The organism is Enterococcus sp. DIV0187 (genome assembly GCF_051713785.1).
GTDB classification, from domain to species: domain Bacteria; phylum Bacillota; class Bacilli; order Lactobacillales; family Enterococcaceae; genus Enterococcus_A; species Enterococcus_A avium.
Genome location: NZ_JBIOQO010000001.1, coordinates 2,320,873 through 2,334,516, shown reverse-complemented (window position 1 = coordinate 2,334,516; position 13,644 = coordinate 2,320,873). Strand labels below are relative to the sequence as shown.

8 protein-coding genes are annotated in these 13,644 nt (G+C 38.3%); 3 read left to right on the top strand and 5 right to left on the bottom strand.

Going from position 1 to position 13,644, the window contains the following annotated elements:
* Window positions 1-33: 33 nt before the first annotated feature.
* The 5 genes from IGI52_RS11380 to IGI52_RS11360 all read right to left on the bottom strand — a co-directional run bounded on the left by IGI52_RS11380 (window position 34) and on the right by IGI52_RS11360 (window position 3,741).
* Window positions 34-372: a helix-turn-helix domain-containing protein gene (locus IGI52_RS11380; RefSeq protein ID WP_438781341.1), complete on the bottom strand. Its 339-nt coding sequence runs from the start codon at window positions 370-372 to the stop codon at window positions 34-36.
* Between the two features lie 86 nt (window positions 373-458).
* On the bottom strand, window positions 459-1,214 hold the full coding sequence (locus IGI52_RS11375) for a response regulator transcription factor (RefSeq protein ID WP_049220898.1): 756 nt from the start codon (window positions 1,212-1,214) through the stop codon (window positions 459-461).
* Window positions 1,211-1,930, bottom strand: coding sequence for an ATP-binding protein (locus IGI52_RS11370; protein ID WP_225844221.1), 720 nt, complete (start codon window positions 1,928-1,930; stop codon window positions 1,211-1,213). The genes IGI52_RS11375 and IGI52_RS11370 overlap by 4 nt, the downstream gene beginning before the upstream one ends.
* Window positions 1,931-2,664: 734 nt before the next feature.
* The gene (locus IGI52_RS11365; RefSeq protein ID WP_311893106.1) at window positions 2,665-3,273 is read right to left on the bottom strand and encodes an accessory gene regulator AgrB; all 609 of its coding nucleotides are present in this window, start codon (window positions 3,271-3,273) and stop codon (window positions 2,665-2,667) included.
* Between the two features lie 108 nt (window positions 3,274-3,381).
* Window positions 3,382-3,741 (bottom strand): LytTR family DNA-binding domain-containing protein, encoded by a 360-nt coding sequence (locus tag IGI52_RS11360; protein ID WP_438781339.1) that lies wholly within the window; start codon window positions 3,739-3,741, stop codon window positions 3,382-3,384.
* Window positions 3,742-4,300: 559 nt separating this feature from the next.
* Here IGI52_RS11360 and IGI52_RS11355 point away from each other — a divergent pair.
* The 3 genes from IGI52_RS11355 (at window position 4,301) to IGI52_RS11345 (ending at window position 13,588) form a co-directional block, all read left to right on the top strand.
* Window positions 4,301-5,452: a glycerate kinase gene (locus IGI52_RS11355; RefSeq protein ID WP_438781338.1), complete on the top strand. Its 1,152-nt coding sequence runs from the start codon at window positions 4,301-4,303 to the stop codon at window positions 5,450-5,452.
* A 439-nt stretch (window positions 5,453-5,891) separates the two neighbouring features.
* Entirely contained in the window at window positions 5,892-6,599 is a 708-nt protein-coding gene (locus tag IGI52_RS11350; RefSeq protein WP_049220891.1) for a helix-turn-helix domain-containing protein, read from the top strand.
* 95 nt (window positions 6,600-6,694) lie between these two features.
* A complete protein-coding gene (locus IGI52_RS11345; protein WP_438781337.1) occupies window positions 6,695-13,588 on the top strand; it encodes a VaFE repeat-containing surface-anchored protein in 6,894 nt (2,297 codons plus the stop codon).
* Window positions 13,589-13,644 lie beyond the last annotated feature (56 nt).

Sequence of the window (13,644 nt, the reverse complement as noted above, 5' to 3'; positions counted from 1 at the left end):
TATTTGGTGTGTAGGTACTTGGTGATTGGGCATTTACTTTCTATGAGTATTATATATCTTTAACCAGTCTTCTAATTGTTTTTTGTTACGAAGCCCGTATTTCTTGGCGACAGCTCTTAAGCTACCATATGTTCCAGCTAAATAATCATGGACCGCATTCAGTTTCAATTCTGTTGAGTATGATTGATTCCTTTTTGTAGGGAGTAAACCTGTGGGTCCCTCATTCTCATAAAGAGTGATCCACCTTTCTATCGTACTGCTATCGACTTGTGCTTCTTTGGCCAGGCTGCTTATGCTAGCTTCATTTCTTAAAGCTCTTTCTGCAAGAGCTAGCCGTTCTTCTGAACTTAATTTCATTTTTCCTCTAGACATACAAACTCCCCCTATATAAGCCACTTTATATTTCAGTGTCCTATATAGGGGGAGCATATCAAACACTACTGATTGTCTTTTTTAGGTTATTTTTTTTGAAAAATCTGATTTATAGCATTCATTTTCTCCAGGGCGGGTCTAATTTTTCTGCGAGAGATTAAACAGGAATGATTTTGATCAAAATAAACTACACCTTCTGATCGATCAATCTGTGCAATATTTTCTAAGTTGACGACGAAAGAGCGGTGGACCTTAAAGAAACGTTCATCCAAACTTTCGATTTCACCAAGTGTCGCATAAAAATTGACTAAACGAGATTTGCAAATAAGCCGCAGTTTATGAGAAATCTCAGTTGTTTCAAAATAAAGAATGTCAGAGAAGGGGACTTGGAAATTGCTGTGCTGATTGCTAAAAAAGAACGTTTCTTCTTTTTTTTCACTAGCTCGGTTATTTAAAAGGTTCTCAAAACAGTCAACTAAATGCTGTTTGATAGTATCAATGGGACTGTCTTTAGCAATAAAATCAAAAGCAGAAACCTTATAAGCATAAGTAATTGGCGCAAATTCTGAATGAGTGGTAATAAAGACGATCACTCCATAAGGGTCCATAGTCCGAATCTGACTAGCGATTTCTAACCCCTTTTTCTTTTCTCCATTGATTTCTATATCGAGAAAGTAGATGTTTTGATCAACGGTTTCTTGAACTTTTTTTAGTAGAGTTTCTGGTCTTGCAGTGGTAACGATTGATTTCGCTGGCCAACGTTTTTCTAAAAGGATTTCGCGAATGACTAGCTCTAAACGTTGCTGATGCATGATATCGTCCTCTAATAAAAAAATGTTCATCGTGGGATTTCCTCCTTGATCATCAAAATTTGTCGAAATACACCATCCTGATATTCTGTCTGCAATGAAAGATTTGTATAGTTTTGAAGAATTGTTTGGATCGTGGCTAAACCTAGACCACGATTTTTCCCTTTAGTTGAAAAATCTTTATCGAAGATTCTTACGATATCAATTGGTTCATCAGAACAGGAATTTTCAATAGTAAGTTGTATCTCTTTTTCCTTTTTATTTTTCAAAAAGACAATCGTTACAAAAGGATTTTCAGCGTCCTCAGCAGCTTCAATCGCATTATCTAATAAAATGGAAGTGATGCGCACATAATCTAAAACCTCAATCGGTTCATCTTGAATAATATCTTCAATTTCTAAATGAACAGGGATATTTTTCTGCCACGCTTGAATAATGTGGGTGGAAAATATCCCTTTTATCGGTAAAGTCTTCAGATTGTTCAATTTCCCTAAGGCATAGTGGTCATCTTCTAAAACGATTCCTTCCGTTTCCAATATCCGGGCATACGTATCTTCAATCACAGACAAATCCTTTGTTTTGATACTCTGATTCAAGCTGATCAGCACATTATGATAATCGTGACGAAAACTTCTAAGCTCACTATACATTGCTTCGATTTGCTGAACATAAGAGGTCAAATCAGCCAACTGATTGTCTTTTAGTTGTTGGATGCGCTGTTTGTCCAGCTGACGAGTTTTGATGTTCAAATAGATTACCAATAGGACGATGACTAGGATGAATATAGCGATCAGATATTTTCGAATGGGGTTTTCGTCTTTTAAAATATACTTTTCTATCCAATAATTCCCGAACTGAATGATACAACATAGAGTTAGTAAAACATTTATAAATAATAGAAAAACTTGATTCCAACTATCCTGAAACTTCTCTAAAAGGGAGATGCTAGGTTTAATCAATCGCAATAAAACGAGATTGCATACTATTGAAAAAATGGGCGAGACGGCAATGTTTACTAGGTACATGTATTGATCAAAAAGTTTTTCTCCAATAATAAAACTAATTGACGAGTTCATGAAATAAGCAAAAACAACATAAGAGAATATTGTGTATATACCGAAAAACCAGATTAAATTAATATTACAGTCTTTGTTTAACTTTTTTCCAATAAACAAAAAATAAATCATAATTGCTACAAAAATCCCGTAACTAAAGATTAGATAAACTAGAATCGAAATTACGGGAAGAATAATCATTACTCTGATAGGAATCTTTTTGTTTATTAACTTAGAATAGATAAATAACTGAGAAAAATTTTCTATAGAAGTTAATAGGAATAACGTAAGGATTCCCATTCTATTTTTTCATTTTTAAGTTTTTTAGTTTTGGATTTTTTGGTTCATATCCCCACATGATACAAGGTCCGCCTAATAGAGTAGTAGAAGCAGTGACAAGAGTTTTTGAAATGTTCTTTTTCAGTTGATTACGGTTGTACTTGATAGTTTTCATAATTTTTATAGCTCCTTTTATTTAATTTATAAAACAGTGGATGAATCATGATGATTTCCACAAATAACCCGGTGATCATTAATGTTCCTATTTCGTTATTTACAAAAAATACAGCTATGAAGATAGCTAACAAAGCACTTAAGAAAGAAAATACTCGTTTTCTTTTACGTTCACTTACACTAACCAAGGGATTTTTTTCAGTATCCGCTGGGGCGTATAATAAGACGCAGCATAGGATCACGAGGGAAAGAATCGTCATCCAAAAGAAAGATAAGCTAAAATCCATTTTTTGAAGTATAAATGGAATGCCAACAAATGTTGTGATACCAAAAATAGAGCAATTAATGGTTGACTTCGCGTGCCAACCCCCAGCGTGCCACCTCAAAAGAACGTAGGGCAGGTTCATGATAAATGTTTCAAATAGAACCCCTAAAAGATAAGCGATTACATAAACCTGGACAGTTTTGAAGATATTAATCAAAAAAATTTCCAGAGAATAGGCGACATTTTCATATTCATCTTCTGTCATATACTTCTTTGCTTGGATCTTATTTAATAAGAAAAACGTGAAGGTATGTGTCATTGTCTCACCTCTTTTGAGTAACTTTGTGTTACTTTTCGATTGTAAAGTATTTGCTTAATGACTACAACGAAAAAACGTGAATAGGCTAAATTACTCCTACATGATCAATTATACTTCTTGTTCGGCTAATAAAAAATCTTTAAGAGAGTCTTTTAATGGAGCATATTTTCTTCTGGAAAAGGGACAACTATTGTTAGAATGATCTTCTAAAAAGTAAATGTTTCGATCGTATTTGTTAATCTCTCGGATCATATACAGGTTAACGATAAAGGAGCGATGACACCGAAATAGCCAGCTTTGACTTGTATCTTCGAAGTCGTTTAAGTCGCCTGAAGCATAATGCTTCTCTTCTTTAGTAACAAAGCATAACGTATGGTTTTTTGCAGGATCTACAGTGATATATAGCAATTCAGTCGCTTGGATAACCACTGGCCCTTTTTTTGTTTCTAAAAAAATCGACGTCCGCATTTTTTTCTCCCCTTTTTAAGAATAATAATAGTGAGTTGAAGATGATTTGTTAAGACTTATACCGCGAATGGTTCAATTTCAATCGTATACGGTATGTTTTGAGTTTTTAATGGTTTGTTGTTTCAAATTCTATGCAAGAAAATTGAAGGACGAAATGGCTGATGTTAGTGAGAGCATGATCTAAGCAAACAGAGCAGTGGGAAAATATTCAAAAGATGAAAAAAGTGATGAATCGCGGAAGCAGAGATCATGTCAAAATATGATTGGGAATTTTTGACATGTAGCTGTGCTTAGCGAAAAATATTTGATCTCTTGGTATTCAAGAACACTTAGGGCATGATAGTATTCAAATTACGAAGGAAGATAAGATCGTCTGCTGTGTCTGATAAGCAAACTGTTAAAGCATTAGTCAAACCAATTTCAATAGAGGCTATTAATATAGGAAAGTAGAAAACTATAAATTCAAGTTTTCTAACGTTCGCCATAGAAAATTTGAATATTGATAAGTACAACCATTTTTTAGAAGGATGCTCAGGAATCACTATGAGGAGGAACTATCATGAAGAAAACATTTGTCTTGGCTCCAGACTCTTTTAAAGAAAGTATGACTGCAAAAAAAGCCTGTAACGCGATGGAACGAGGAATTCGCAATGTGTTTCCCGAGGCCGAAGTCATTCAGGTTCCAATGGCAGATGGAGGAGAAGGGACGGTTGATGCGTTAGTTGACAGCAGCAAGGGCGCAAGAATAGAAGTGACCGTTTCTGGTCCGCTACCGCCGGAAAAAGTTTTGACCTATTATGGCCTATTGGGTGATAAAAAAACAGCTGTAATAGAAATGGCTAAAGCGAACGGTATCGAACAATTGGCAAAAGAAAAAAGAATTCCTTTGCTTACATCAACTTATGGTACCGGAGAAATGATCAAAGCAGCGTTGGATCAAGGCGTTGAGAAAATTATTATCGGTATCGGCGGTAGCGCGACAAATGATGGCGGTGCAGGAATGGCACAGGCGTTGGGCGCTCGTTTCTTAGATGAAGACAACCATGAATTACCGCTGGGCGGCGCAGCATTAAAAGCATTAGCTAAGATCGATACAACTAAGCTTGATCCTAGGATTAAGGATACGGAGATCATTATTGCCAGCGACGTGATCAATCCATTGATAGGTCCAAAGGGGGCTTCGGTTGTTTTCGGTCCGCAAAAGGGCGCCACACCATTGATGGTTGAAGAGTTGGATCAGGCGCTGGCTCACTATGCGGCGGTCATTGAAAGAGATTTAGAGATAAAGATAAAAGAACAACCTGGTGCTGGAGCCGCTGGTGGATTAGGCGCAGGACTTTTAGTTTTTACAGGAGCGAAGATGCATTCTGGCATTGATTTAGTCATTGAATTGACCGACCTAGAGGGAAAGATTGCACATGCTGATTACGTGTTTACCGGTGAGGGCGGAATGGATTTTCAAACAAAATTTGGCAAGACTCCCTATGGCGTGGCAAAAATCGCGAAGAAATACAATAAACCAGTTTTTGCTTGTGCTGGTTTTATCGGCGAGCAAGTCGATGCGCTGTATAAGGAAGGGATCACGGCGATTTTTGGCATTTTAGCTAAAGCTGGCCCACTGGAAGAGGCTTTGGCTTTAGGCGAAATAAATTTGGAACGAACGGTTGAAAATATCGTTCGTGTGCTAGGTGTACGGCGAAGGCTCTTCTGATAGGTAATAAATGAATAATGATTGTAGGAAAAGGCGTTCTAAAAAGAATGCCTTTTTTGTGTCTCATGTAAATGGAAATAGACTCAGTATTAAAATCTTTTCGATTGATAAAATTGAAAATTTATCTTAAGGAAGGCGGTAGCTTTTTATTACGAAGAAGGACTTTTCTGCTATATCTTTTTAATATACTGTATTTTATTGATAAAAAAATTTATTTCTCTTTTTAATTGTATCGTAATTTTTACGGCAAATTAATAATTGTAGTTATTATATAACGGTATAAATTTCTATATAAATAACATTTGATTTAAAATTAACTATACACTATAATAATTTTATTGATATATTCTTATTTTTTATAATTATTTAATTTTTTGAATCCTTATATTTAGAAAGAATTATGCTTGAACAAAAATTCAATGAAGAGAAGGCGATAATAATGCAATTATTAGTTTTAACCAAAGTTCCTTTATATGAAGAAAATTTCGAGAATCAATTGAAACAACTAGGAAATGAGGTTTACTGCTCGAGCAAGCTGCTTGAAATGATTAGGATAGAAACGTTTAATAAACAATTTTTAACACAATTTGAAGGGATTATTTTCAGTGAAACATTGTTTGAAAAAGAAATTGAGGATTTGATAAAGGAGTTGCCTAACGGCCGATTTAAACTTTTTCGTCGTGTGATTGATGTTGATTGTGATGAAAGAGTGAAGTCCAATTATGATGCCTTGATTCCTGTGAATTCAAATTTGGAGAATCTTAGAGATACTTTACAGATTGTGGAAATATCCCGCTTGGCAATTCAAAAGAAAGAACAGGATCAGCAACTTAGTGTCAAACAAAAATTATCTGATTTGACCTTAAAGCTAAAGCAAAAAGAGATTGTCTACTATTTAATTCAAGCCGGTGATCGTATCGTCTCCAGAGAGGAGCTTAGTCGTCAGATTTGGGGGAAAGAACCGAATGCTTCAGTTTTGGCAAGCCTGTCAAAAGTTGTCTCTAAAGTAAATGAAAAACTAGAGAATGAATTTGGTCATGTAGCGATTCAAACACTCTGGGGAAAAGGCTATCGATTAAATAAAGAGTTTTTTGATCATTTTGAAAATGATCTCGGTATAAAGCAAGAAATAATGGTCATACAGTAGGGTTTAAGTAAGTTACCAGGGAGGAGGTGACGCTTAACGGGGAATGAAGCAAAAGAGTGATAAAAAGGAGCGAAAAGGAAAGGGAGTGCAAGAAAATGAAGACAAGGATTGGTAAGATTCTTGGGAAAATGACTCGAGTCGCAGCAACAATTTTTATGGTGGCTTCTTCAGTGGGTGTCGGGAATTTTATGACGCTGGATGCAGAAGCTGGTTCAACCGCTGGTGGGGGAACTGGATTTGGCCAGAATGCCTATGGTTATTTATTTGGAGGGACTAACAATGCAAATCGCTTTAGAACAGTCTCTTATTCAACTGGTGGATTAGAACCAAACGGAGCATCGTATATGTTCTGTACGGAGAATGGAAAAATGGTTAACCCAGTTAGTTTTAGTTCTGCTCAGAAGCAAACTATTACTGACCCGATTGGTGCTTATTTAATGAATGAGCTAGTCAATAAAGATTATGGTGGAGCGGGGAATCGGCACATCAACCATGCGACCGTTTCTTATTATGTCCATACAGTCCTAGAGACAGGCGGACCAAACGCGACGACTGCACAAAAATTTAAAAATAGTGTAGCTGCTTTCAGCAATGATGCAGATCTACAAAAAGTACTTGCCAGCTATAGCAAGCATTATGCTGATGCTCAAAAGTATGCAGGGCCATATAAAGCTGAAATCAAGATGACGCAAGTAGCTGGGACGAAGACAGCAAAGGCGAAATTGATTATTCGCTCTGCAAGCGGAACGGATGTTAGTCAATGGTATGGTAGTAATATTACCGTAACTATGCCTGCAGGCGGTCAAATCAGGAAAGATGGCGAATCGACAACAAGTCCCTCTGTTACTATCAATAAAGCTTCTGATTTAGATGGTTATACAATGGTGCAGGGGCCGGCCGGACAAGATTTAGAAATTACAGCAACTATTCGCAATTTACCGGGGAACCAATTGATTCGTTACAATTGGAGCGATAGCCAAAACATGTTAGGAGCATATGTGCCGCTACAAGCAAATTTAAATGTCAATGATAAATTAAAGCTTGAAGACGAAGAATTTAAACTCGGTGGAACGACTCAAGCACCAACTGAATTAGAAGTCGGCGAACAATTACATGACAATTTCAACATTCAAGTGACTGAAGGTCGTTGGGCAGTCGAGAACGGTAATAACGTTCCGGTAAAAGTGGAGATCGACTGGTATTATTCGACGCAAGATTTCGGCACGACTAAGTACGATGTCACTAATTTGCCGAGCGGTGTTCAAAAGATTGATACAAAAGAAATGACGATCACTGGGCCTGGCGATTATCGACTAGACAGTATTGATGCTGATAAACAAGGGTACTATTACCCTGTATTGAAAATCGACAAGAGCAAACAAACGGCTAATGTTCAGAAGTATCTGAAAGAAGGCTTCCAAGCTCAATTCAATGAAACGAATGAAAAAACTAAAGTTAGCCAGCGTTTTGCGATTAAAGGAACAACTAAAGCGAAACAAAAGGCAAAAGTCGGCGAACAACTGACTGATGATCTGAATATCACCTTGCAGGACCCAGACATGACTTGGCCAAATATTCTTGGTACAAATGATAAAGTTCCCGCGAAATTAGTGGTTGACTGGTTTTATTCAGAAGAAGATTTTGGTACGACACAGATTGATGTCAACAGTCTTCCTGGAAACGTCGAATATTTAGGACGCGATGAAAAGACGATTACAGGTGAAGGTAACTATACAGTAAATTCACATTTAACCTCAACAAAACCAGGCTTCTATTATCCAGTTTTGAAGTTGGTTGTGGGGGAACAAGAGTATCCAGATTATTATTACAATGGTTTCCAAGCGAAATTTAATGAGCAAGATGAACAGACGAAAACCCCATGGAAACCAAAAGTAAAAACTGAAACAACGGTTGCTCAATTGTCACCGAAAGGCGGAAAAGTAGCCGATAAATTAACGGTTTCTGGCAATAAGGATGGGCATCAATTGGTTGTTAAGAGTACCTTGTACGGACCTTATCTAACCAAACCAGACTTCAATCAAAGTCCAAATCAACACGATGGCGGCAGTACGACAGTACCAGCTGGTTCAAAAGTCGCGGGGACTGTTTCAACAACAATCAATGGGAATGGCACATTTACTACACCTGAGATTGAGGTTACTGAAAAAGGCTGGTATGTCTGGGTTGAAGAAATTGAGTCTACTACCTACACAGAAGAGTGGCATTCAAATTTTGGTAGCGCGGATGAATACGTCGTGGTTCCATGGGAGCCAAATGTTGAAACAACTGTTTCTGATGCCTCTGGTACCGTGGGCGCTCAAATCTATGACACGATCAAAGTGTTGGATCTTCCTGGGATGTGGGGATTACCAATCGACGGTAAAGGCGACACAGATAAATGGGGCAATAAAAATCCTGAGCTGATTGGGAAGGATCGCGATCCAGATAAAAATGGCGATTACAATCTACCCGATGGTTGGGGAACCGGCGCAGATTCGAAAGAAGATCTGACTGCGACCTTCACGATGTACTATAGCCCGACAAAACCAATCCGCGATGATCAAATCCCTGCTGGGGCAGAAGTTTTTGATGTCGTAAAGGCACCATTGATTTCTGGTGAATTACGTACAACTGAATTCAAAGCCTTCGACAAGGCCGGTTGGTATACGATCGTTGTAACTGGCGGATCAGACTCTGGACGTCTAGCGAAGTTCCAAACCGACTATGGTATTCCGTCTGAAACAGTCCATGTGCCATCTGGCAGTGAAGAAGAATTTTACACACAAGTAAATGAAGAGAATGTCTTCTCGAACATTCCTGTCTATGATAGTTTGCATGTCAATAAAGCATTGTCTAGTGATGATGCAGAAGTCACTTTTACACTGTACAAATACAGTGACAAAGCCAATGATTTCGATTATTCAAATCCTAAAGAAATCACAAAATCGTCTAAAGGGATGCCGATTAAGAAATATGGTGAATACAAATCAAATGCGAAAGGTTACGGCTTAGAAGATGTTCGCATCACGGATCAAGGAACGTATGGCTGGGTAGCTAAGGTTGTTGATACAAAAACCAATAAAGTGATCTATGAAGGAAAACATGGTGACCCGGGTGAAGTCTTTAATGTTCACAAGGTAAATATCCATACAAAAGCCTCAAGCAATGATACCTATTTAGGCGAATCAATTTATGATACTGTCATCCTTGAAACAACCGTACCTGATGGGTATTACGTCATTGTTGACCTGTATAAATTCTCTGATAAAGTCAATGATTTCGCGAATGCTGATAAGGCAACCGATAAAGATATCGTTTGGACTTCTGAAAAGATCAAGGTCAGCGCCTCAGGTGAGTACAAGACAGGAACGTTTACACCAAAAGAAGTCGGTTCTTACGGATATGTTGAAAAGCTTTATGACGACAAAGGCAACTTAGTTCACACAGGTAAAAAAGGTGAAGAAACAGAAAATGTGATTGTCCGTCCTAAAATTGAAATCGGAACAAGTGCAAAAGACAAAGATTCAGATATTAATGAAGGAAATGCGGTAGATGAAAATAGTCAACCGAAAGACGAAATCACAATCATCGATACCGTTTCTTACAAAGATTTAGTTATCGGTCGTGAGTACACAGTCAAAGGTGTGCTGATGGATAAATCAACGGGACAGGCTTTTGTTGATTCCGATGGCAAGAAAGTGACCGCTGAAGAAACATTCAAAGCCGAAAAAGAAAACGGCACAATCGAATTAGCCTTTGTCGTGAAGAAAACAGATATGCGCGGAAAAACTGTCGTGGTCTATGAAAAACTCTACGAAGGTGAGAAAGAAGTCGCCGTCCACGAAGACATCACTGATGAAGATCAAACAGTCAATTATCCTGAATTAGAAACCAACGCTAAAGATGGCGATACAGGTACAAATGAAGGAAATGCGGCAGATGAAGTAACGATTGTTGATAAAGTAACTTATAAGAATTTGATTATCGGTCGTGAATATACGGTTAAAGGGACCTTGATGGATAAGGAAACAGGCTTACCATTCTTAACCAAGGACGGCAACGAAGTTCATGCGGAGAAGAAATTCACTGCAGAAAAAGCAAATGGTAGTATTGAACTGACATTTACCATCACTAAAGGTGATCTTGTAGGAAAGACAATTGTTGTCTTTGAAAAACTGTATAACAAAGACAAAGAAGTAGGCTCCCATACTGACATAGAAGACGATGACCAAACCGTTTACTATCCTAATGTCGGTACGAAAGCCGCTGAGTCAAGTATACACGGGGATAAGGTAGTTATCGAGGATATTGTTTCCTATGAGAACTTGATTCCTGGAAAACAATACAAAGTCGAAGGTATCTTGATGGACAAAGAGACGGGGAATGCTTTCTTAGTCGATAAGAAGGAAGTGACTGGTTCTGCAACCTTTAACGCCTCTGATACAGGCAATGGCACGGTCAAAGTGACGTTTACCTTTGATCGAAAGGCGTTAAAAGACAATAAGGAATTAGTGGTGTTTGAACGCGTGTATGGTTCGACCGGTAAGCTGGTCGGCACCCACGAAGACATTGATGACGAAGACCAGACGGTTGAAATTAAACCAGAGGTCGAAATCAAAACCACCGCAAAAGATGAAGAAACCGAGATGAATGAAGGTCTTGCTAAAGAAGAAGTGAAAATCATCGATACAGTTTCTTATAAGAATTTAAATATTGGACAAGAGTACACTGTCAAAGGTGTCTTGATGGATAAAGCAACTGGCAAGCCATTCTTGACCAAAGACGGCAAAGAAGTTCATGCGGAACGTGATTTTGTTGCAGAGAAACAAAATGGCACCATTGAGTTAACGTTCACTGTGACTAAAGGCGATCTAGCGGGTAAAACAGTGGTTGTCTTTGAAACATTGTATGTGGAAGATAAAGAAGTAGGCGCTCATACAGATATCAATGACAAAGAGCAATCCGTTAATTATCCAGAAGTCGGAACAAAAGCCTCTGAATCTAGCATCCATGGCGATACTGTTGTCTTAAAAGATATTGTCTCTTACGATAATCTTGTTCCTGGCAAGGAATATAAGGTAACTGGTGTCTTAATGGATAAAGCTACTGGTGAAGCCTTCAAAGTTGATGACAAGGAAGTAACCGGTGAAGCAACCTTTACTGCGAATAAAAAAGGGACTGGTACAGTAGAAGTCGAATTTATCTTTGACCGCAAAGCCATAGAAGATCCGAAAAACTTAGTTGTCTTCGAAAAACTGTACAATGTTGAAGGCAAATTGGTTGGACTTCACGAGGATCTCGAAGATAAAGATCAAACCGTCGAAGTCAAACCAGAAATCGAAGTGAAAACAGATGCCATTGATAAAGACACAGAAATGGATGAAGGATTAGCGAATGAACGAGTAACGATCGTGGACCGAGTGTCTTATAAACATCTAATTGTCGGCAAGAATTACACCGTCAAAGGAGTCTTAATGGATAAAGCAACCGGCAAACCATTCTTGACGCGCGAAGGTGATGAAGTCCATGCTGAGAAAACCTTTAAAGCAGAGAAATCTGATGGTACGATCAATCTAGAATTTTATATTAAGCGAGGCGACTTAGCTGGTAAGACAGTCGTTGTCTTCGAAAAACTGTATCATGATGAAAAAGAAGTAGCTGTCCATACAGACATTGAAGATGAGGCACAAACAGTGACTTATCCAAAAGTTGGCACGAAAGCTTCTGAAACAACTGGATCGACTGATAAAGAAGTAATCATCAAGGATATCGTTTCCTATGAAAACTTAGTTCCTGGCAAGGAATACACGGTGACTGGTACCTTGATGGATAAAGCCACTGGAAAAGCTTTTAAAGCGGGAGATAAAGAGGTAACAGGCAAAGCAACCTTTATCGCTTCTGAATCTGGCAGCGGCACTGTCGAAGTAGCCTTCCAGTTTGATCGCAGTTACCTTACGGAAGAAACGGTACTCGTGGTCTTTGAGAAACTATTCAATGTTGAAGGCAAACTGGTTGGATTACATGAAGACCTTGAAGATGAGGATCAGACAGTTCGTCAACCACAAGTTTCAACGAAAGCTAAAGATAAAGAAACAGGGACCAATGAAGGCTTTGCGGATGAAGAAGTCACAGTCGTCGATGAAGTCAACTACAAGAATTTGATCGTAGGGAAAGAATACACGGTCAAAGGAGTGTTAATGGACAAAGAGACCAATAAACCGTTCATCACTCGTGATGGTAATGAAGTTCATGCTGAGAAGACCTTCACCGCAATGAAACGTGATGGGACGATCGAACTGGAATTCAAGATTACGAAGGGCGATTTAGCTGGTAAAACAGTGGTAGTCTTCGAGACGTTGTATCAAGAAGATAAAGAAGTAGCCGCTCATACGGATATTGAAGATAACGATCAATCGGTTCACTATCCAAAAGTTGGAACACAAGCGGCTGAAATCAGTCAAGAAAGTGACGAAGACGTCGTAATCAAAGATATCGTATTTTACGAAAATCTGATTCCAGGTGAAAGTTATACTGTTCGTGGAAAATTGATGATGAAGGACGCAAATGCACCGTTCACAATCATGGGTCGTGATGTAGAAAGCCAAGCGACATTTGTAGCTAGTGACACAGGTACAGGTACTGTAGAGATGAGCTTTACTTTCCGTCGTAGTCTGTTATCGAATGACCTAACATTAGTGGCGTTTGAAAAACTATTTGATGCGAAGGGAAATTTGATCGGTGCTCATGAAGATATCAACGATGAAGCGCAAACAGTGACGATTAAGAAGACCAATCCTGAGCTGCCTAAGACAAAAGGCGACACCATTAGTAATAGTAGTATCGGTACATCCTATGACGGGGGCAGTTATGATTCTGGAGGCAGTCTGCCGCAAACTGGCGAACAAGTGTTGAAGATTCTACCTTATATCGGACTCGTAATAGTTGTTCTGGCAGGCGCGTTGTATTTCTATCGGAAAAGACAGATTTAATTATTATATAGAAGATTTCTGTTTAGAGATTCCTATTTCACAAACAAAAAAATGTA